This is a genomic window from Paenibacillus catalpae (genome assembly GCF_900112695.1).
GTDB classification, from domain to species: domain Bacteria; phylum Bacillota; class Bacilli; order Paenibacillales; family Paenibacillaceae; genus Pristimantibacillus; species Pristimantibacillus catalpae.
The window spans coordinates 36,559-54,594 of record NZ_FOMT01000009.1 but is presented as its reverse complement, the minus strand read 5'-3'; the positions used below and the strand labels follow the sequence as shown (position 1 = coordinate 54,594).

Sequence of the window (18,036 nt, the reverse complement as noted above, 5' to 3'; positions counted from 1 at the left end):
ATTTCCCCTCCCTTGCCTAAAGTCTGTTCTAGATGTTCAAGATTCTACTCTTCCATGCGAAGGCCAAGACCAAGCTCTTCGAGCTTTTCTTGAACTTCCTCGAGGGATTTACGGCCCAGGTTACGAACCTTCATCATGTCCTCTTCGGATTTCGTGATCAGCTCTTGAACAGTGTTAATGCCTGCACGTTTCAAGCAGTTGTAGGAACGCACGGAAAGATCCAGTTCTTCGATAGTCATCTCAAGAACTTTCTCTTTCTTGTCCTCTTCCTTCTCGACCATGATTTCCGCGTCTTTGGCTTCATCGGTCAATCCGACGAACAGGTCCAAATGCTCGGTCAAAATTTTAGCGCCAAGGCTTACAGCCTCTTCCGGTCTAATACTGCCATCAGTCCATACTTCAAGCGTAAGCTTGTCGTAGTTGGTTACTTGACCAACGCGGGTATTTTCAACGCTGTAATTGACACGGGTAATTGGCGTGTAAATCGAATCAACGGGAATAACCCCAATCGGTTGATCGTCCCGTTTGTTACGGTCCGCCTGGACGTAGCCACGTCCACGATTGGCAAAAATTCGCAAATGGAGCCGCGCGCCGGAGGCCAAGGTGGCGATGTGAAGATCAGGGTTCAAAATCTCGACATCGCTGTCAGCTCGAATATCCCCTGCCGTAACGATTCCTTCACCTTCAGCGTCGATTTCCAGCACCTTTTCTTCATCGGAGTGGATTTTCAACGAGAGGCCTTTCAAGTTCAGAATGATCTCAGTTACGTCCTCGATCACTCCTGGAACCGTAGAGAACTCGTGAAGCACTCCGTCGATTTGAACGGATGTTACTGCCGCACCCGGCAGCGAGGACAACAAAATTCGGCGAAGCGAATTTCCAAGCGTCGTGCCATATCCACGCTCGAGCGGTTCTACTACGAAACGCCCGTATGTTCCATCCTCATTCAAATCTACGGTCTCGATTTTCGGCTTTTCGATCTCAATCACTAATAGTACCCTCCTTCAAACGTCGCTCCGTTACCATTCGTATTGTGTAGTCAAACCTCGTAGTATGCCAAACCTTCACAACCATTATTCACAAGTTGTTGTTATTTGATACCACAGCGGATCCAACTATACGCGACGACGTTTCGGCGGACGGCATCCGTTGTGAGGAACTGGCGTTACGTCTTTAATCAGGTTAACTTCCAGACCAGCTGCTTGAAGCGAACGAATCGCTGCTTCGCGGCCTGCGCCAGGACCTTTAACCATAACCTCAACAGCTTTCATGCCATGCTCCATCGCTGCTTTAGCTGCTGCTTCAGCTGCCATTTGCGCTGCGAAAGGCGTGGATTTACGCGAACCCTTGAAGCCCAGGTTACCGGAGCTTGCCCAAGAGATTGCGTTGCCATGAGGGTCAGTGATCGTTACGATCGTGTTATTGAATGTCGAACGGATGTGTGCTACGCCCGACTCAATATTTTTCCGGTCACGACGTTTTGTACGAACGACTTTTTTAGGTTTAGCCATTGCCCTATTTCACCCCTTTATTATTTCTTCTTGTTAGCTACAGTCCGACGAGGACCTTTACGCGTACGAGCGTTTGTTTTCGTACGTTGACCACGAACAGGCAAACCACGACGGTGACGAACACCACGGTAGCAACCGATCTCGATCAGGCGTTTAATGTTAAGCGAAATTTCACGACGCAGGTCGCCTTCCACTTTAACGGATTTGTCAATTGCTTCACGCAATTTCGCGAGTTCGTCTTCTGTCAGATCGCGAACACGAGTGTCAGCGTTAACGCCAGCAGAGCTCAAGATTTTTTGCGAAGTTGTTTTGCCAATACCGAAAATGTATGTCAGGGCGATTTCCACGCGTTTATCACGCGGCAAGTCTACACCAGCTATACGTGCCATAGGCCGTTGTCCCTCCTTCTATCCTTGTTTTTGTTTGTGTTTCGGATTTTCACAAATTACCATAACGTTGCCTTTACGACGAATGACTTTGCATTTTTCGCAAATCGGCTTTACCGAAGGTCTAACCTTCATTGTGAATTACCTCCCGAATCCTTCGCAAGTATACCGCGGGCGGTCTACTTCCGATAGGTGATGCGCCCTCTTGATAAATCATAAGGCGATAACTGTATAACCACTTTGTCCCCAGTCAGAATACGGATAAAATGCATTCTGAGTTTTCCGGAAACATGTGCGAGAATTTGATGACCGTTCTCCAGCTCCACCTTGAACATGGCATTCGGCAGCGGTTCGATTACCGTACCTTCGACCTCAATGACGTCTTCCTTAGCCACCGTCATTCTCCTTTCGCATGTGCGTACTTCTGAATCACATAACGTAACTTGGCATTGGTCACCCTGCCCGTTTCAAGCAAGCTGCTTGTAACTTCGCTGCTTATAGCGGGTTGTAACTCGAGATGCAGAACGTTCTTTTTCTTCGGTTGATCAAACCTGCGTTTATCGCCATCGACGATAAGAACGAAGCGTTCGTCAACAATTTCAATAATAACAGCATAGCTGTTCTCATCTTTGCCCCGAAGCACCTTGACGATTTGACCGATTTGCGGATGTTTATCCATATCAGATTACACCGACTGCGGTAGTTTCGTCAAAATTTCGAATCCGTCCTCCGTTACGGCAACCGTGTGCTCGAAGTGAGCGCACCAGGAGCCGTCTTCCGTTACGACCGTCCAATTGTCTTCAAGCGTGCGAACATAGCGTTCACCGATGTTGACCATAGGTTCGATGCAAAGCACCATTCCTGGCTTAAGACGCGGCCCGCGATCCGGAATGCCGTAATTCGGAATTTGCGGTTCCTCGTGGAGGTCCTTACCAATACCGTGTCCGACAAATTCCCGTACAATCGAAAAGCCCGCCGCTTCGGCAACCTGTTGAACCGCATGCGATATTGTAAATAAACGAACATCTGGGCGAACAAGATTAATCCCTGCGTACAGAGACTCCTCTGTCACCTCAAGCAACCGCTTGACTTCATCCGAAACGTTACCGACCGGATAGGTCCAGGCCGAGTCGCCGTGATAGCCTTCATACTGCGCTCCAATGTCGATGCTTATAATATCGCCTTCGTTCAACTTACGAGGTCCGGGAAAACCGTGTACCAGCTCGTCATTTACAGAAGCGCAAATGCTGGCAGGAAAACCATTGTAACCTTTGAAGGATGGCTCAGCGCCTTGGCTGCGGATGTACGCTTCGGCCAGCTGATCGAGCTCCTGGGTTGTAACCCCGGGCTTTACCGCTTCAGCCATAATCCGATGTGTCTCCGCTACAATGCGGCCGGCTTCCCTCATATATCGCAGCTCCGATTCGGATTTGCAAATGATCATTACAATGAACCTCGCAAGCAGGAAACAATCTCGGCCGTAACCGTATCGATTTCCTTCTCGCCGTCGACTTCGCGAAGTAGACCTTTACCGCTGTAGTAGTCAAGAAGCGGCGCGGTTTTCGAGATGTACTCGTCAAGACGCGTTCCGACTTTCTCTTCCGTGTCATCCGACCGTTGGTACAATTCGCCGCCGCATTTGTCGCAGACGCCTTCTTGTTTCGGTGGGTTGAACATTACATGGTATGTCGATCCGCAAGCTTTACAGATGCGTCTGCCAGTCAAACGGGCAAGCAACAAGCCGCGGTCAACTTTCAAATTAACTACATGGTCAATGCCGCGGTTCAATTCAGTCAGCATAACATCAAGCGCTTCGGCTTGCTGCAGCGTACGTGGAAAACCATCGAGCAAGAAACCTTTATTGCAATCGTCTTGAGCAAGACGTTCTTTGACAATACCGTTCGTAATCTCATCGGGAACCAGCTTGCCTTGATCGACAAACTCTTTCGCTTTAAGACCGAGCGGAGTCCCCTGTTTCATCGCAAGCCGGAATGCATCGCCTGTCGAGATATGCGGAATGCCAAACTCGCCAACGATACGTTCTGCTTGTGTCCCTTTACCGGCCCCCGGAGGACCCATGAATAAAATGTTCATTCCGTCTTCCTCGCTTTAAGCACAATAGGCTCGTGCGGGTTCCGTCCCTCGCATACAAGCGAAGTTACGGAATCCCGGTCGGAACCTATTGTTATTTATTGATAAACCCTTTGTAATGGCGTTTTATCAACTGGCTCTCGATTTGCTTCATCGTATCAAGTGCAACACCGATGACGATCAGAAGCGAGGTACCGCCTAGTTGAACCGATTGAGGCAATCCAGCTAAAGCACCAAACGCCACAGGCAACAAGGAGATAACGGCCAGGAAAATCGCACCCGTCAGCGTAATCCGCGACAATACGCGAGTCAAATAAGAGGAAGTTGGTTTGCCAGGACGAATGCCTGGGATGTAACCGCCATTCTTCTTCATCTGATCCGCCATTTGAACCGGGTTAATCTGAACGAATGTATAGAAGAACGTGAACCCGATAATCAGCAGAACATAAAGTACCATGCCAAGCGGCTCACTGTACGTTAAATTGTGCATGATCCAATCAGCCCAAGCGGCACCAGACCAAAATTGAGCGATTGTTGCCGGGAACATCAGTAACGAAATTGCGAAAATGACGGGAATAACACCTGCGCCGTTCACTTTCATTGGTATGTGAGTCGATTGACCACCATACATTTTCCGACCAACTACGCGTTTAGCGTATTGAACCGGAATTTTACGGATCCCTTGTTGTACGAAGATTACACCAACAATGATCAGTATAATCGCTAAAGCGATCAGTACCATCTTGCCGATGCCCCAGAACAAGTTGGCATCTGAGTCAGAAAACTCTGTTTGGTAAATCGTACGGATATGTTGCGGAATGCTTGCTGCGATAGCGGCAAAGATCAGAATCGAGATACCGTTACCGATACCACGCTCCGTAATTTGCTCGCCAAGCCACATCAGGAATGATACGCCCGCTGTCAAGACGATAGCGATAAGCAAGTAATCTACAAAATTCGCACCAGGAACCATTTCGTAGTTGTATTGACGGTTGAAGCCAATTGCTGTTGCAAAACCTTGCAATAAACCAAGGATTACCGTGCCGTAACGTGTAATCTGCGCGAGTTTCTTTTTCCCGTTCTCGCCTTCCTTCGCCCATTCGGCGAATTTAGGGATAACGTCCATCGATAACAGCTGCACGATGATCGAAGCTGTGATGTATGGAGCGATACCAATCGCAAAGATTGAGAATTGGAACAGAGCCCCGCCGGAGAACGTGTTAAGCAAACCGAACAGATTTACACCGGTTTGGTCAATCTGTTTGAATACATCTTTGTTAACGCCTGGCGCCGGAATAAATGCTCCGATGCGATAAACAAGCAGAATGAAAAGGGTGAAGAGGATCCGCCTGCGCAAATCCGCCACTTTCCAAATGTTGGACACGGTGTTAAACAATTAGATCACCTCGGTTTTACCGCCGGCAGCCTGGATTTTCTCTACCGCAGATTGAGAGAACTTGTTTGCTTTAACAGTCAATTGAACCTTAATTTCGCCATTACCCAAAATCTTAATGCCCGCCAAAGGATTTTTGATGATCCCTTGCTCAATAAGAACTTCTGGAGTAACTTCGGTACCTGCTGCAAAGTTATTCAACTCTTCAATGTTCACGATAGCATATTCCGTGCGGAAACGGTTATTGAAACCACGTTTCGGCAAACGACGGTACAATGGGTTTTGGCCACCCTCGAAACCAGGACGTACACCGCCGCCGGAACGAGCATTTTGACCTTTATGACCACGACCTGCAGTTTTACCATTGCCGGAGCCAATACCGCGACCTTTACGCTTACCCACTTGCGTGGAGCCTGGTGCTGGTGCGAGTTCATGCAATTTCATCGTTCTTGCACCTCCTTATTTATTTCTTATAGCAAGCGCTTTGCTTACACTTCTTCTACTTTAACCAAGTGGCTTACAGCATTAACCATGCCGCGAACAGCAGCGCTGTCATTCAAAACAACGGATTGGTGAATTTTCTTCAAACCGAAGGATTCAACTGTTGCACGTTGTTTCTCGTTGCGGCCGATCAAACTGCGAACGAGGGTGATTTGCAATTTTGCCATCCTATTCCCCTCCTTAACCTAACAGCTCTTCGACAGTTTTTCCACGAAGCTTCGCAACATCTTCCGCGCGCTTCAGGCGGGAAAGACCTTCAAGCGTTGCGTTAACCATGTTCATGGAGTTCGAAGAACCAAGGGATTTCGTCAAGATATCGCCTACACCAGCCAGTTCGAGTACTGCACGAACAGGACCGCCGGCGATAACACCTGTACCTTTGGATGCCGGTTTCAGGAGAACTTCCCCTGCACCGAAGTGTCCAACTACAAGATGTGGAATTGTTGTTCCTACGAGTGGAACGTGGATCAGGTTTTTCTTAGCGTCTTCAATACCTTTGCGAATCGCATCAGGTACTTCGCCCGCTTTACCGATCCCTGCGCCTACATAGCCATTGCCGTCGCCGACAACTACGAGCGCACTAAAGCTGAAACGACGTCCGCCCTTAACAACTTTAGCAACACGGTTGATATGGACAACTTTTTCAGTCAGTTCTAACGTATTTGGATCTACACGCAAGTCGATTAACCTCCTTATAAGTAAATTCGACTAGAATTCCAGACCAGCTTCGCGTGCTGCCTCAGCAAGCGCCTGAATTCTGCCATGATACAAGTAACCACCACGGTCAAATACGATTTGGGTCATCCCTTTCGCTTGAGCACGTTGTGCAATCAATTCTCCGACTTTACGAGCAGCTTCTACGCTGCCTCCGTTGCCGATCGACGCTGCCAGTTCTTTGTCCTGTGTGGACGCGGAAGCAATTGTTACTCCTTGTACGTCATCGATCAGTTGAGCATAGATATGCTTCGCCGAACGGAATACAGAGAGACGTGGACGAGCAGTCGTTCCGTTGATTTTTTTACGAACACGCAAGTGTCTTTTCAGACGAGCCTTGTTTTTATCGCCTTTCGTAATCATTCAAGGTTCACTCCTTTCCTTCTGCCTTATACCGCTATTTTAAGCAGCCCAATCAGACTGCTTATTTCTTCTTACCAGCTTTACCTTCTTTGCGGATGATGCGCTCGCCTTCGTACTTGATGCCTTTACCTTTGTAAGGTTCAGGTTCGCGTACGGAACGGATTTGAGCAGCAACAGCGCCTACGCGCTCTTTGTCGATACCGCGAACAGTGATTTTCGTGTTCGCTGGAACTTCGAACTCAATACCGGCTTCAGGTGCAATCTCCACTGGGTGGGAATAACCAACGTTAAGAACGATCTTATCGCCAGTTTTGTTCGCACGGTAACCTACACCTACCAGCTCCAAGTTTTTCGAGAAGCCTTCAGTAACGCCGCTCACCATGTTAGCGATGACGCTGCGAGTTGTGCCGTGCAAAGAACGATGCAATTTATTATCGGAAGGACGTTCGATGACGATCTCGTTCTCCGCAACGTTCACTTTCATGTCTTTGTGAATTTCGCGGGAAAGCGATCCTTTCGGTCCTTTTACAGTAATAACCGTGTTATCCAAGCTAATGCTAACGCCTGCTGGCACTTGGATCGGTTTACGACCAATACGGGACATTGTTACACCTCCAATCTTGTGACTAGTTAATTACCAAACGTAGCAAACGACTTCGCCGCCTGCTTTACCTTGGCGTGCTTCTTTATCGGTCATAATCCCTTTGGATGTGGAAATGATAGCAATTCCAAGGCCACCCAAAACGCGTGGGATTTCAGTCGATTTTGTATAAACGCGCAGACCTGGTTTCGAAATACGTTTCAGACCTGTAATAACGCGCTCTTGGTTAGGGCCGTATTTCAAGAAAATACGGATGATCCCTTGTTTGTTGTCTTCGATATACTCAGCATCGCGGATGAAGCCCTCGCGTTTCAGAATTTCTGCGATTTGCTTCTTAACTTTCGAAGCGGGCAATTCCACGGTTTCGTGACGAACAACATTCGCATTGCGAATGCGCGTCAGCATATCTGCAATCGGATCAGACATAACCATTTGTGTTAACCTCCTTCCCGAACTAGGCTGATTACCAGCTTGCTTTTTTAACGCCAGGAATCTGGCCTTTGTATGCTAACTCGCGGAAACAAATCCGGCAAATTTTAAACTTTTGCAAAACAGAGTGCGGACGGCCACAACGTTCACAGCGCGTGTAGGCACGCACTTTAAATTTCGGTGTACGTTGTTGCTTCACTTTCATCGAAGTTTTTGCCACTGGGTATTACACCTCCTAAAAGTGGATTACTTCGCAAACGGCATGCCCATTTGGGTAAGCAGTTCACGAGATTCTTCGTCCGTTTTTGCCGTCGTGACGATGACGATGTCCATACCGCGCACTTTATCAACTTTATCATACTCGATCTCTGGGAAGATCAATTGCTCTTTCAAGCCAAGCGTATAGTTACCGCGACCGTCGAACGCTTTCGTCGATACACCGCGGAAGTCACGTACGCGTGGAAGCGAGATGTTGAACAGCTTGTCAAGGAAGTAGTACATGCGCTCGCCGCGCAGTGTAACTTTAACCCCGATCGGCATGTTCTCGCGAAGTTTAAAGCCCGCGATGGACTTCTTCGCACGAGTTACAACCGGCTTTTGACCGGAAATTTGACGAAGCTCGTCGACAGCGACATCAAGCACTTTGGAGTTAGCAACCGCTTCGCCAACACCCATGTTGATGACAACTTTCTCGATCTTCGGCACTTGCATTACAGTCGTATAGTTAAACTTCTGCATCAATGCAGGCGTAATTTCGTTAAGAAATTTATCTTTCAATCTTGCTGCCATTTTTTATGGACCTCCTTTCCTACAGTAACGATTAGTCGATCACTTCGCCGGAACGTTTTGCGAACCGAACTTTTTTGCCGTTGTCCAGCACTTTGTATCCGATACGAGTTACTTTGCCGCTCTTCGGATCAATGTGCATTACGTTGGAAACGTGGATCGGCGCTTCTTGCTCGATAATTCCGCCTTGTGGATTCACTTGGGACGGACGAGTATGCTTTTTAACAAAGTTGACGCCTTCTACGAGTACGCGGTTTTCACGCGGATACGCAGCGATTACACGGCCTTTTTTGCCTTTGTCCTTACCGGAGATGACGATTACCGTGTCGTCTTTTTTGACGTGCAGCTTGTTGTTATGCGATTCAAGAATTTTTTTCAGCCTTGGCATGAGTTACACCTCCTGCATGCTTGATAATCAAGCTATTGCGACCCTTTAAGGGACTATATTAGATAACCTCTGGTGCAAGCGATACGATTTTCATGAAATCTTTATCGCGAAGCTCACGGGCAACAGGTCCAAAGATACGAGTACCACGTGGGCTCTTGTCTTCCTTAACGATTACAGCTGCGTTCTCATCGAATGCGATGTAGGAACCGTCTTTACGACGAACCGCACGCTTCGTACGAACGATAACTGCTTTAACAACGTCGCCTTTTTTGACAACGCCGCCTGGTGTTGCTTGTTTCACGGAACATACGATCAGGTCGCCGATAGCGCCTACGCGACGTCCAGTACCGCCAAGAACACGAATACACATCAATTCTTTAGCGCCGGAGTTGTCCGCAACACGCAAACGAGTAAATGGTTGAATCATTTCAACGTCCTCCTTCCGGAAAAATGCTCTTAGACTACACTACTTTCTAGAGGACAACAGCCACTTCTACAACTTCTACGAGTCTGAAGCGCTTGTCTTTCGAAAGCGGACGAGTCTCCATGATTTTCACGATGTCGCCAATTTTCGCTTGATTGTTCTCATCATGCGCTTTGAACTTTTTCGTGTATTTGATGCGTTTATGGTACAAATCGTGTTTTTTGTATGTTTCAACAGCAACTACGATTGTTTTATCCATTTTATCGCTAACGACTTTACCGATTTGAACTTTGCGGGCATTGCGTTCGCTCATGTTCTTCCTCCTTCCTTAAACCTTGGTAACCCTAAGTCAAGGACAGCTATTTAGCTGCTGATACCGAGTTGTCTTTCATGCAAAATGGTTTTAGCGCGAGCGATATTCTTACGCACGTCACGAATACGTGTCGGGCTTTCCAGTTGGCCAGTAGCCAGTTGGAAACGAAGGTTGAAAAGCTCTTCTTTAAAACCAGCGATTTTTTGTTCAATCTCAGCAGAGGTTAGGTTGCGAAATTCACTAGCTTTCATTTGCTTCACCACCTACTTCTTCGCGTTTCACGAACTTCGTTTTGATCGGCAGTTTGTGGGACGCGAGGCGCATCGCTTCACGAGCGACTTCTTCGGAAACACCAGCCAGTTCGAACATGATCTTGCCTGGTTTCACGACTGCAACCCATTTCTCTACGTTACCTTTACCGCTACCCATCCGAACTTCGAGAGGCTTTTGAGTGATCGGCTTATGTGGGAAGATTTTAATCCACACTTTACCGCCACGTTTGATATAACGAGTCATTGCGATACGAGCCGCTTCAATTTGACGGTTCGTAATCCAAGTTGGTTCAAGAGCTTGCAAGCCGTATTCGCCGAAAGCTACTTCAGTGCCGCCTTTAGCGCGACCTCTCATACTTCCGCGTTGTTGCTTACGGTGTTTGACACGTTTAGGTACCAACATGATTAGTTGCCTCCTTCCTGGGGAGCTTTCTTCTTAGCTGGAAGGACTTCACCGCGGTAGATCCATACTTTTACGCCGATACGGCCGTAAGTTGTATGTGCTTCAGCTGTGCCATAGTCAATATCTGCACGGAGCGTATGAAGCGGTACTGTACCTTCGCTGTAGCCTTCCGAACGAGCAATTTCAGCACCGCCGAGACGACCGCTGACAGCAGTCTTAATCCCTTTAGCGCCTGCGCGCATCGAACGTTGGATCGCTTGTTTCAAAGCACGACGGAAAGAAACACGACGCTCCAGTTGTTGCGCGATGCTTTCAGCTACAAGAATAGCGTCCAGATCTGCTTGTTTGATTTCGGAAATGTTAATGTGTACTTTTTTGCCTTTAGTGATCTTGCCAAGCTCTGTACGAAGGCTTTCTACTTCAGAACCGCCCTTGCCGATAACCATGCCTGGCTTAGCAGTGTTAATCGTTACGTTAACGCGGTTAGCCGCGCGCTCGATCTCGATGTGGGATACTGCTGCATCCTTCAGTTTGTTCTTCAGGTATTCACGAATTTTCACGTCTTCTAAAAGAAGATCGCCGAAGTCTTTGCCAGCGTACCATTTGGATTCCCAATCACGGATAATCCCGATACGAAGACCGACCGGATTTACCTTTTGACCCACACGTTATCCCTCCTTATTTTTCAGATACAACCAATGTGATGTGGCTGGTTCTTTTGTTGATCCGGCTTGCACGTCCCATTGCACGAGGGCGGAAACGTTTCATTGTCGGACCTTGGTTCACGAATGCTTGCGTGATAACCAGTTTGTTCACGTCCAATTGGTAGTTATGCTCGGCGTTAGCAATAGCAGAGTTCAGCAACTTCTCCAGGATTGGGGAAGCAGATTTCGGTGTATGACGCAAAATCGCGATCGCTTCACCTACTTGCTTGCCACGGATCAAGTCCGCAACCAGCTGTGCTTTACGAGGAGCAATGCGTACGAAATTAGCGTGCGCTTTAGCTTCTGGCATGGATGAACCTCCTCTCATACATAAAAAAATGTTCTAGGCAAATTATCTTCTGCCTGTTTTCTTGTCATCGTCGGAATGGCCTTTGTAGGTACGAGTTGGTGCAAACTCACCGAACTTGTGTCCAACCATATCTTCCGTTACATATACCGGTACATGCTTGCGGCCGTCATAGACTGCAATGGTGTGACCGATGAATTGTGGGAAAATTGTCGAGCGACGGGACCAAGTCTTGATCACGACTTTTTTGTTGTTCTCGTTCAATTCCTCGACTTTTTTAAGCAGGTGGCCGTCAATAAACGGACCTTTTTTCAAACTGCGACCCATTTGGAGTCCTCCCTTCGCGGAAACGTAGCGCGACCGTTGGTCACGCAGTTTGCAAACAAGCGATTATTACTTCGTACGACGACGAATAATATATTGGCTCGATGCTTTTTTCTTCTTGCGTGTTTTGAAACCAAGAGTCGGTTTGCCCCAAGGAGACATAGGGGATTTACGACCGATAGGAGCACGACCTTCACCACCACCGTGTGGGTGATCGTTAGGGTTCATTACTACGCCGCGGACTTCAGGACGTTTGCCCATCCAACGGGAACGGCCGGCTTTACCGATTTTCACGAGTTCGTGATCTTCGTTACCAACAGAACCGATTGTTGCACGGCAAGTGCTCAGAATACGACGAACTTCACCGGAAGACAGACGAATAGAAACATAATCGCCTTCTTTACCAAGCAGTTGAGCTTCTGTGCCAGCAGCACGAACCAATTGTCCGCCTTTACCTGGTTTCAACTCAATGTTGTGGATAACTGTACCAACAGGGATGTTGATAAGTGGCAAAGCGTTACCGATTTTGATGTCAGCATCAGGACCGGAAACAACTTGATCTCCGACCTTCAGACCTTTAGGTGCGATAATGTAAGCTTTCTCACCATCGAGGTAATGAATCAAAGCGATGTTGGATGTACGGTTCGGATCGTATTCAACCGAAGCCACTTTACCTACAACACCATCTTTAGTACGTTTGAAATCGATGATACGGTATTTACGTTTGTGTCCGCCGCCATGGTGACGAACTGTAATTTTACCTTGGTTATTACGACCAGCTTTTTTGAAAAGCGGAGCAAGCAACGATTTCTCGGGCGTGCTTGTTGTGATCTCTTCAAAAGTCGAAACGGACATGTTACGACGAGCCGGGGATGTCGGTTTGTACTTTTTAATTGGCACTTAGATTCCCTCCTTTTCTATACAGACGTTTCAAAGAATTCAAGTTCTTTGCTTTCAGCGCTCAGCTGAACGATTGCTTTTTTCCAATCAGGTCTATAGCCATTGTATTTACCGTAGCGTTTCGGCTTACCGGCAACACGCATTGTATTAACGCTCGTTACTTTTACTTTAAAGATTTGCTCGATAGCATCTTTAATTTCGGTTTTGTTCGCACGAAGGTCAACTTCGAATACATAGCGTTTAACGGCCATGAAGTCACTTGTGCGCTCCGTAATAACAGGGCGTTTGATAATATCGCGAGGATTTTTCATTACGCAAACACCTCCTGTACTTTCTCTACCGCTTCTTTCGTGATGATGAGCTTGTCATGCACCAATACATCCAGAACATTAATGCCGTCAGCAGCGACGAATTTAACACCTGGGATATTGCGAGCCGACAATGCTACATTGTCATCGTAAGTTGGCAAAACAACAAGCGCTTTGCGATCAGCTTTAAGGTTGTTCAAGATTGCTACGAATTCCTTCGTTTTAGGAGCCGCGAATGCCAGTTGATCAAGAACGACGATTTCGTTAGCGATCACTTTCGAAGACAAAGCGGATTTAATCGCCAGACGGCGAACTTTCTTAGGAAGTTTGAAGCCATACGAGCGTGGAGTCGGTCCAAATACTGTACCGCCGCCAACCCATTGTGGCGAACGAATGCTACCTTGACGAGCACGGCCAGTACCTTTTTGTTTCCAAGGTTTACGACCGCCGCCACGAACTTCGGAGCGTCCTTTTGTTTTGTGCGTGCCTGCGCGCTCAGCAGCTTGCTGAAGCAACACAGCGCTATGCAGAACATGAGAGTTAGGTTGGATACCGAATACGCTATCTGCCAATTCGATTTGACCAACTTCAGATCCACTCACGTTATAAAGTGTAACTTTAGGCATTTTATGTTCCTCCTTTCTTTAGCAATTAGTTCTTAACTGTTTGTTTTACTTTAACGAAACCGTTTTTAGGACCAGGAATGGAACCTTTAACGAGAAGCACGTTACGCTCAGCGTCTACGCGGATAATTTCGAGTTTTTGGATCGTAACTGTCTCATGACCCATGTGACCAGGAAGGTGTTTGCCTTTTGGTACGCGGTTCGCTTGAATGGAACCCATGGAACCAGGACCACGATGGTAACGGGAACCGTGGGCCATAGGACCCGTGCTTTGTCCCCAACGTTTGATAACGCCGGCAAAACCTTTACCTTTCGAAATACCTGTTACGTCAACAAACTCGCCTGCTGCGAACAAATCAGCCTTCACTTCTTGGCCAACTTCATATTCGCCCAGATTAATACCGCGAATTTCACGAACGTAGCGCTTAGGAGCTGTATTAGCTTTCTTCGCGTGGCCGATTTCCGGCTTGATCGCTCTAGACTCTTTCTTATCGGAGAAACCGAATTGTACGGCTTCATAACCATCGTTCTCTTGATCTTTCTTCTGGAGAACTACACAAGGACCAGCCTCGATAACCGTTACTGGAACGACATTACCTTCAGCGGTAAACACTTGCGTCATACCAAGTTTTTTGCCTAAGATACCTTTCATGTTGACACCTCATTTCCTTTCAATGATCAAATATACTTATTACAGTTTGATTTCGATATCTACACCGGATGGTAAATCCAGGCGCATCAACGCATCAACCGTTTGCGGCGTTGGGTTAACAATATCGATCAAGCGTTTATGTGTACGCATTTCGAATTGCTCCCGGGAATCCTTGTACTTGTGCACCGCACGGAGAATAGTGATGATTTGCTTTTCCGTAGGAAGCGGAATCGGCCCGGATACGCCTGCACCGGAACGTTTTGCTGTTTCCACGATTTTCTCAGCGGATTGATCAAGAATTCTGTGATCGTATGCTTTCAAGCGAATACGAATCTTTTGCTTTGCCATATAAGTCCCTCCTTCTATCGCCCAATTTCTTATCGGACATACTCCGTGAGAAAACCCGGCACATGCCCCATGGCAAAGGGGCCGGGTGTGTCGGCAACCTCTCACATCATCGCAACGTCACAGACCAACATTCAATATTATACCGAAACAGCTAGGCAAATGCAAGGGAAAGTTATGTCTTTTCCTATCTTTACTCAGCTTGGCGCAACAACGATTTATGATCGACTTTCCCGCGTCCGCCGCCAGGACGAACCGTGTTTTCCACTTTGCCTATCATACACGATTACAAGCCAACTCTCAAATCCATTTTTGACCTGAAAAATCTCTTCTATATACTCTTCTATATAATAGAAGAAACGCAACAGCGAATATCGCCATTGCGTTTCCGATGATAAGCACTTAGCCAAGTACGACGCGGTCGTCGGCCATTTTTTTGCCGCTGATCTGTTCGAATTCGCCAAGCAAGCGTTGAACCGTCAAATCTTGCTTTCGGTCTTCATTTACTTCGAGGATAATCTTGCCTTTATCCATCATGATCAAACGATTGCCTAAACGAATTGCCTGCTCCATGTTATGAGTAACCATGAGGGTAGTTAGATTCATCTCGCGTACAAGCGTCTCGGTCAAGGTTGTGATCAGCTCTGCACGAGCCGGATCAAGTGCTGCCGTATGTTCATCAAGCAATAGAATTTGCGGCTTAGTGAAAGTTGCCATCAGAAGACTAAGCGCTTGACGTTCACCACCTGATAATAATCCTACCTTCGCGCTTAACCGATTCTCAAGTCCGATACCAAGACGCGAAAGCTGCTCCCGGAATATACTCCGTCGGGCACGATTAATACTTAACGAAAATCCGCGTTTCTGACCACGCGTATAAGCCATCGCCAGATTTTCTTCAATCGACATGCGAGGTGCAGTACCGGCCATTGGATCCTGGAATACACGTCCGATCCATTTGCTCCTGCTGAACTCCGGTAGATGGCTAATATTTTTGCCCTCGATCCGGACTTCGCCAGTATCCGGCTTCATTACACCGGAGATGATATTCATCAATGTCGACTTGCCTGCACCGTTACTGCCGATGACGGTAATAAAGTCTCCCGGCTTCATCGCCAGGTTCACGCCTACGAGAGCCGTCTTTTCATCTAATGTACCCGGGTTAAAAAGCTTTGATACTTTGGATATTTCCAGCATCAGCGTCCTCCCCCTCTCTGTTCCATGCTGCTCAGAAGACTTGCCGTACGTTTACGCGCCAATCTCTTTTGCTTCCACGATTTCTGCAGGGATGGGAAGACGAGCGCAATAATGACGATAACGGCTGTAATCAGCTTGAGGTCAGATACTTCGAGGAATTCACTTTGATAAGCAAGACCAATAATAATCCGGTATACAATGGAGCCAAGTACTACCGCAAGAGTTGCCCGGAACACCGACTTGGCTCCAAACAGAGCCTCCCCGATAATAACCGATGCAAGACCAATTACGATCATCCCGACACCCATCGAAATATCGGCAAATCCGCTTTGCTGTGCAACAAACGAACCCGATAAAGCGACGAGGCCGTTCGACAGGGCAATACCTAAAATCTTTGTTGTATCTGTATTTGTACCAAAGCTGCGGATCATCCGTTCGTTATCGCCCGTTGCCCGCAAACTAAGACCAAGGTCTGTCTTGAAGAACAAATCGAGCAGAAGCTTAATAATAACAACTACGATCGGCATAAGCACAAGCACCTTTACACCTGAGAATACCGTAGAAATATCGGTACCCATAAGTCCGATATTCGGCTTGCCCATAATCCGCATGTTGACGGAATAAAGGGCAATCATCATAAGAATACCGGATAATAACCCGTTGATTTTACCTTTCGTGTGCAGCAAGCCTGTAATTGCACCTGCGGCAGCTCCGGCGCCAAATGCCGCAAGGCAAGCCAGCCATGGCGAAGTGCCGTTCGTAATTAGAACTGCTGCTACCCCTGCTCCGGTTGTAAAACTTGCATCAACCGTGAGATCGGGAAAATCAAGGATGCGAAATGTAATATAAACGCCTAGAGCCATTAAAGAATAAAGCAAACCTAGCTCAAAGGCACCATTTAACCATACTGGCACCGGGGCACCTCCTCCACATAATAAGAGAACGGGATGAACGCAAGGAGCGTTTACCCCGTTCTCATGTTGTTATTGAATAATGTTGTTGTCCGGATCTTTCACTCCGGATTTCATAGCATCGGTAACCGTAATGCCTTGGTCTGCTGCTGCTTTCAGGTTAAGGATCAAATCAAGCTTGTCAGGCGTCGTAACTTTCATCTCGCCTGGATTTTTACCTTTCAGAATTTCAGCAGCCATTTGGCCTACTTGGTAGCCATGATCATAATACTTGAAACCCACTGTCGCGAACGCGCCTTTTTCAACGGTATCGCGGTCGCTGGAGAAGAACGGAATTTTGTTTTCTTTTGCAAGCTGCAGAAGTGCATCTACGCCAGAAACAACTACGTTATCCAAAGTAATAAACATAGCATCTACTTTACCAACCAGTGATTCACCGGCTTGTTTCACTTCAGACGTATTCGTTACAGCTGCTTCAACCAGCTCGATATTGTGTTTTGCCAAAGCTTGTTTTGCATTAGCAGTCATAACAACGGCATTTGGTTCACCTTTATTAATGACAACGCCAATTTTCTTCACGTCCGGGAAGTTAGCTGCGATAAAGTCCATTAATTGAACAACGGCTTCAGGGTTAGTATCGGACGCACCTGTTACGCTACCGCCCGGAGCATCAAGATTTGTAACCAGCTTCGCATCAAGCGGATCTGTTACAGCCGCAAACAATACCGGAGCTTTGTTGCCCGCTTTGTCGTATGCATTCACAAGTGCTTGCGCCGAAGGTGTTGCGATACCCAAAGCCAGGTCTGCCTTTGCGCCGGCGATTTTTTGAGCGATCGACAAGTTGTTTGTTTGATCGCCTTGAGCTGTATTAAAGTCTACAGTCAAGTTTTCCCCTTCAACAAAACCGGCATCCTTCAATGCGGCAAGAAAACCTTCTTTTGTTGCGTCAAGCGATGGATGCTCAACAATCTGGGAAATAGAGATTTTGTACGATTTCTTATCTTGCGAATCTGCCGCATTGGATGCGTTTGATGCATTTGTTCCGTTGTTGCTGCTCTCGTTGCTCTTCCCACTGTTTCCGCATGCTGCTGTAATGAGCAAAAGTACTAAAGCAAGTGGTACCAACCATTTCTGTTTCACTTCTGGATTGCCCCCTCAGTTGGATATATTGTCTTAATACTGCGTATAGC

General features: G+C 47.3%; 33 protein-coding genes. All 33 read right to left on the bottom strand.

All coding sequences use genetic code 11. The features are described from left to right. Positions 1-44 precede the first annotated feature (44 nt). Positions 45-989 carry a DNA-directed RNA polymerase subunit alpha gene (locus BM200_RS28795; RefSeq protein ID WP_015847197.1) on the bottom strand — a complete coding sequence of 315 codons (945 nt, stop codon included), beginning with the start codon at positions 987-989 and terminating at the stop codon, positions 45-47. A gap of 126 nt (positions 990-1,115) precedes the next feature. Further along, entirely contained in the window at positions 1,116-1,511 is a 396-nt protein-coding gene (gene rpsK / locus BM200_RS28790; protein WP_015847198.1) for a 30S ribosomal protein S11, read from the bottom strand. Between the two features lie 20 nt (positions 1,512-1,531). Further along, positions 1,532-1,900: a 30S ribosomal protein S13 gene (gene rpsM, locus BM200_RS28785; protein ID WP_091190746.1), complete on the bottom strand. Its 369-nt coding sequence runs from the start codon at positions 1,898-1,900 to the stop codon at positions 1,532-1,534. Between the two features lie 18 nt (positions 1,901-1,918). After that, a complete protein-coding gene (gene rpmJ / locus BM200_RS28780; protein WP_003333770.1) occupies positions 1,919-2,032 on the bottom strand; it encodes a 50S ribosomal protein L36 in 114 nt (37 codons plus the stop codon). 44 nt (positions 2,033-2,076) lie between these two features. Continuing rightward, on the bottom strand, positions 2,077-2,292 hold the full coding sequence (infA, locus tag BM200_RS28775; RefSeq protein WP_015847200.1) for a translation initiation factor IF-1: 216 nt from the start codon (positions 2,290-2,292) through the stop codon (positions 2,077-2,079). 2 nt (positions 2,293-2,294) lie between these two features. Then, positions 2,295-2,576 (bottom strand): KOW domain-containing RNA-binding protein, encoded by a 282-nt coding sequence (locus BM200_RS28770; RefSeq protein WP_091190745.1) that lies wholly within the window; start codon positions 2,574-2,576, stop codon positions 2,295-2,297. A gap of 6 nt (positions 2,577-2,582) precedes the next feature. Beyond that, the gene (map, locus tag BM200_RS28765; protein ID WP_091190742.1) at positions 2,583-3,341 is read right to left on the bottom strand and encodes a type I methionyl aminopeptidase; all 759 of its coding nucleotides are present in this window, start codon (positions 3,339-3,341) and stop codon (positions 2,583-2,585) included. Further along, positions 3,341-3,991 (bottom strand): adenylate kinase, encoded by a 651-nt coding sequence (locus BM200_RS28760; RefSeq protein WP_091190740.1) that lies wholly within the window; start codon positions 3,989-3,991, stop codon positions 3,341-3,343. The genes map and BM200_RS28760 overlap by 1 nt, the downstream gene beginning before the upstream one ends. 91 nt (positions 3,992-4,082) lie before the next feature. Beyond that, entirely contained in the window at positions 4,083-5,384 is a 1,302-nt protein-coding gene (gene secY, locus BM200_RS28755) for a preprotein translocase subunit SecY (RefSeq protein ID WP_091190738.1), read from the bottom strand. After that, positions 5,385-5,825: a 50S ribosomal protein L15 gene (gene rplO, locus BM200_RS28750; RefSeq protein ID WP_091190736.1), complete on the bottom strand. Its 441-nt coding sequence runs from the start codon at positions 5,823-5,825 to the stop codon at positions 5,385-5,387. A 44-nt stretch (positions 5,826-5,869) separates the two neighbouring features. After that, positions 5,870-6,049, bottom strand: coding sequence for a 50S ribosomal protein L30 (gene rpmD, locus BM200_RS28745; protein ID WP_091190734.1), 180 nt, complete (start codon positions 6,047-6,049; stop codon positions 5,870-5,872). 13 nt (positions 6,050-6,062) lie between these two features. Then, complete coding sequence (gene rpsE, locus BM200_RS28740; RefSeq protein ID WP_091190731.1) at positions 6,063-6,560, bottom strand: 30S ribosomal protein S5; 498 nt, start codon at positions 6,558-6,560, stop codon at positions 6,063-6,065. 30 nt (positions 6,561-6,590) lie between these two features. Further along, positions 6,591-6,959, bottom strand: a complete 369-nt coding sequence (gene rplR / locus BM200_RS28735) for a 50S ribosomal protein L18 (RefSeq protein ID WP_091190728.1) — start codon at positions 6,957-6,959, stop codon at positions 6,591-6,593. A 61-nt stretch (positions 6,960-7,020) separates the two neighbouring features. Beyond that, positions 7,021-7,563 (bottom strand): 50S ribosomal protein L6, encoded by a 543-nt coding sequence (gene rplF / locus BM200_RS28730; RefSeq protein WP_091190727.1) that lies wholly within the window; start codon positions 7,561-7,563, stop codon positions 7,021-7,023. Positions 7,564-7,593: 30 nt separating this feature from the next. Next, positions 7,594-7,992, bottom strand: a complete 399-nt coding sequence (gene rpsH, locus BM200_RS28725) for a 30S ribosomal protein S8 (RefSeq protein ID WP_091190725.1) — start codon at positions 7,990-7,992, stop codon at positions 7,594-7,596. Between the two features lie 31 nt (positions 7,993-8,023). After that, the gene (locus BM200_RS28720) at positions 8,024-8,209 is read right to left on the bottom strand and encodes a type Z 30S ribosomal protein S14 (protein WP_013312154.1); all 186 of its coding nucleotides are present in this window, start codon (positions 8,207-8,209) and stop codon (positions 8,024-8,026) included. 26 nt (positions 8,210-8,235) lie between these two features. Continuing rightward, the gene (gene rplE, locus BM200_RS28715; RefSeq protein WP_091190722.1) at positions 8,236-8,778 is read right to left on the bottom strand and encodes a 50S ribosomal protein L5; all 543 of its coding nucleotides are present in this window, start codon (positions 8,776-8,778) and stop codon (positions 8,236-8,238) included. A gap of 31 nt (positions 8,779-8,809) precedes the next feature. After that, positions 8,810-9,163, bottom strand: coding sequence for a 50S ribosomal protein L24 (rplX, locus tag BM200_RS28710; RefSeq protein ID WP_091190720.1), 354 nt, complete (start codon positions 9,161-9,163; stop codon positions 8,810-8,812). Between the two features lie 58 nt (positions 9,164-9,221). Further along, positions 9,222-9,590, bottom strand: coding sequence for a 50S ribosomal protein L14 (rplN, locus tag BM200_RS28705; RefSeq protein ID WP_015847214.1), 369 nt, complete (start codon positions 9,588-9,590; stop codon positions 9,222-9,224). Between the two features lie 46 nt (positions 9,591-9,636). Continuing rightward, a complete protein-coding gene (gene rpsQ, locus BM200_RS28700) occupies positions 9,637-9,900 on the bottom strand; it encodes a 30S ribosomal protein S17 (protein WP_015847215.1) in 264 nt (87 codons plus the stop codon). Positions 9,901-9,950: 50 nt separating this feature from the next. Next, positions 9,951-10,151: a 50S ribosomal protein L29 gene (rpmC, locus tag BM200_RS28695; RefSeq protein ID WP_091190718.1), complete on the bottom strand. Its 201-nt coding sequence runs from the start codon at positions 10,149-10,151 to the stop codon at positions 9,951-9,953. After that, on the bottom strand, positions 10,141-10,575 hold the full coding sequence (gene rplP, locus BM200_RS28690) for a 50S ribosomal protein L16 (protein WP_091190717.1): 435 nt from the start codon (positions 10,573-10,575) through the stop codon (positions 10,141-10,143). Before rplP ends, rpmC begins: the two co-directional genes overlap by 11 nt. A 2-nt stretch (positions 10,576-10,577) precedes the next feature. Then, positions 10,578-11,240 carry a 30S ribosomal protein S3 gene (rpsC, locus tag BM200_RS28685; RefSeq protein WP_015847218.1) on the bottom strand — a complete coding sequence of 221 codons (663 nt, stop codon included), beginning with the start codon at positions 11,238-11,240 and terminating at the stop codon, positions 10,578-10,580. Between the two features lie 13 nt (positions 11,241-11,253). After that, positions 11,254-11,589 (bottom strand): 50S ribosomal protein L22, encoded by a 336-nt coding sequence (rplV, locus tag BM200_RS28680; protein WP_015847219.1) that lies wholly within the window; start codon positions 11,587-11,589, stop codon positions 11,254-11,256. A 42-nt stretch (positions 11,590-11,631) separates the two neighbouring features. After that, positions 11,632-11,913: a 30S ribosomal protein S19 gene (rpsS, locus tag BM200_RS28675; protein ID WP_091190714.1), complete on the bottom strand. Its 282-nt coding sequence runs from the start codon at positions 11,911-11,913 to the stop codon at positions 11,632-11,634. A gap of 66 nt (positions 11,914-11,979) precedes the next feature. Continuing rightward, positions 11,980-12,810 (bottom strand): 50S ribosomal protein L2, encoded by an 831-nt coding sequence (gene rplB, locus BM200_RS28670; protein ID WP_091190712.1) that lies wholly within the window; start codon positions 12,808-12,810, stop codon positions 11,980-11,982. 17 nt (positions 12,811-12,827) lie between these two features. Next, positions 12,828-13,121 carry a 50S ribosomal protein L23 gene (rplW, locus tag BM200_RS28665; protein WP_091190709.1) on the bottom strand — a complete coding sequence of 98 codons (294 nt, stop codon included), beginning with the start codon at positions 13,119-13,121 and terminating at the stop codon, positions 12,828-12,830. After that, on the bottom strand, positions 13,121-13,744 hold the full coding sequence (rplD, locus tag BM200_RS28660) for a 50S ribosomal protein L4 (RefSeq protein ID WP_091190708.1): 624 nt from the start codon (positions 13,742-13,744) through the stop codon (positions 13,121-13,123). The genes rplW and rplD overlap by 1 nt, the downstream gene beginning before the upstream one ends. A gap of 25 nt (positions 13,745-13,769) precedes the next feature. After that, positions 13,770-14,393 (bottom strand): 50S ribosomal protein L3, encoded by a 624-nt coding sequence (gene rplC / locus BM200_RS28655; RefSeq protein ID WP_091190705.1) that lies wholly within the window; start codon positions 14,391-14,393, stop codon positions 13,770-13,772. A 39-nt stretch (positions 14,394-14,432) separates the two neighbouring features. Next, positions 14,433-14,741, bottom strand: coding sequence for a 30S ribosomal protein S10 (gene rpsJ / locus BM200_RS28650; protein ID WP_005544556.1), 309 nt, complete (start codon positions 14,739-14,741; stop codon positions 14,433-14,435). Between the two features lie 399 nt (positions 14,742-15,140). Further along, positions 15,141-15,935 carry an ABC transporter ATP-binding protein gene (locus BM200_RS28645; RefSeq protein WP_091190704.1) on the bottom strand — a complete coding sequence of 265 codons (795 nt, stop codon included), beginning with the start codon at positions 15,933-15,935 and terminating at the stop codon, positions 15,141-15,143. Beyond that, the gene (locus BM200_RS28640) at positions 15,935-16,849 is read right to left on the bottom strand and encodes an ABC transporter permease (RefSeq protein WP_091190702.1); all 915 of its coding nucleotides are present in this window, start codon (positions 16,847-16,849) and stop codon (positions 15,935-15,937) included. The genes BM200_RS28645 and BM200_RS28640 overlap by 1 nt, the downstream gene beginning before the upstream one ends. A gap of 69 nt (positions 16,850-16,918) precedes the next feature. Further along, positions 16,919-17,986: an ABC transporter substrate-binding protein gene (locus BM200_RS28635; RefSeq protein WP_091190699.1), complete on the bottom strand. Its 1,068-nt coding sequence runs from the start codon at positions 17,984-17,986 to the stop codon at positions 16,919-16,921. Positions 17,987-18,036: the final 50 nt, after the last annotated feature.

Bases quoted from the DNA above. Each gene is read 5' to 3' on its own strand.
- rplX (WP_091190720.1), bottom strand. From the start codon at position 9,163: ATGCCAAGGCTGAAAAAAATTCTTGAATCGCATAACAACAAGCTGCAC.
- rplC (WP_091190705.1), bottom strand. From the start codon at position 14,393: ATGAAAGGTATCTTAGGCAAAAAACTTGGTATGACGCAAGTGTTTACC.
- BM200_RS28760 (WP_091190740.1), bottom strand. From the start codon at position 3,991: ATGAACATTTTATTCATGGGTCCTCCGGGGGCCGGTAAAGGGACACAA.
- rplE (WP_091190722.1), bottom strand. From the start codon at position 8,778: ATGGCAGCAAGATTGAAAGATAAATTTCTTAACGAAATTACGCCTGCA.
- rplD (WP_091190708.1), bottom strand. From the start codon at position 13,744: ATGCCTAAAGTTACACTTTATAACGTGAGTGGATCTGAAGTTGGTCAA.
- rpsQ (WP_015847215.1), bottom strand. From the start codon at position 9,900: ATGAGCGAACGCAATGCCCGCAAAGTTCAAATCGGTAAAGTCGTTAGC.
- map (WP_091190742.1), bottom strand. From the start codon at position 3,341: ATGATCATTTGCAAATCCGAATCGGAGCTGCGATATATGAGGGAAGCC.
- rplN (WP_015847214.1), bottom strand. From the start codon at position 9,590: ATGATTCAACCATTTACTCGTTTGCGTGTTGCGGACAACTCCGGCGCT.
- rpmD (WP_091190734.1), bottom strand. From the start codon at position 6,049: ATGGCAAAATTGCAAATCACCCTCGTTCGCAGTTTGATCGGCCGCAAC.
- rplV (WP_015847219.1), bottom strand. From the start codon at position 11,589: ATGCCAGAAGCTAAAGCGCACGCTAATTTCGTACGCATTGCTCCTCGT.
- rpsJ (WP_005544556.1), bottom strand. From the start codon at position 14,741: ATGGCAAAGCAAAAGATTCGTATTCGCTTGAAAGCATACGATCACAGA.
- rplW (WP_091190709.1), bottom strand. From the start codon at position 13,121: ATGAAAAATCCTCGCGATATTATCAAACGCCCTGTTATTACGGAGCGC.
- BM200_RS28770 (WP_091190745.1), bottom strand. From the start codon at position 2,576: ATGGATAAACATCCGCAAATCGGTCAAATCGTCAAGGTGCTTCGGGGC.
- rpsM (WP_091190746.1), bottom strand. From the start codon at position 1,900: ATGGCACGTATAGCTGGTGTAGACTTGCCGCGTGATAAACGCGTGGAA.
- rplP (WP_091190717.1), bottom strand. From the start codon at position 10,575: ATGTTGGTACCTAAACGTGTCAAACACCGTAAGCAACAACGCGGAAGT.
- rpsS (WP_091190714.1), bottom strand. From the start codon at position 11,913: ATGGGTCGCAGTTTGAAAAAAGGTCCGTTTATTGACGGCCACCTGCTT.
- BM200_RS28645 (WP_091190704.1), bottom strand. From the start codon at position 15,935: ATGCTGGAAATATCCAAAGTATCAAAGCTTTTTAACCCGGGTACATTA.
- rpsH (WP_091190725.1), bottom strand. From the start codon at position 7,992: ATGGTTATGTCTGATCCGATTGCAGATATGCTGACGCGCATTCGCAAT.
- rplR (WP_091190728.1), bottom strand. From the start codon at position 6,959: ATGATTACGAAAGGCGATAAAAACAAGGCTCGTCTGAAAAGACACTTG.
- rplF (WP_091190727.1), bottom strand. From the start codon at position 7,563: ATGTCCCGTATTGGTCGTAAACCGATCCAAGTGCCAGCAGGCGTTAGC.
- rpmJ (WP_003333770.1), bottom strand. From the start codon at position 2,032: ATGAAGGTTAGACCTTCGGTAAAGCCGATTTGCGAAAAATGCAAAGTC.
- rplO (WP_091190736.1), bottom strand. From the start codon at position 5,825: ATGAAATTGCATGAACTCGCACCAGCACCAGGCTCCACGCAAGTGGGT.
- rpmC (WP_091190718.1), bottom strand. From the start codon at position 10,151: ATGAAAGCTAGTGAATTTCGCAACCTAACCTCTGCTGAGATTGAACAA.
- rpsK (WP_015847198.1), bottom strand. From the start codon at position 1,511: ATGGCTAAACCTAAAAAAGTCGTTCGTACAAAACGTCGTGACCGGAAA.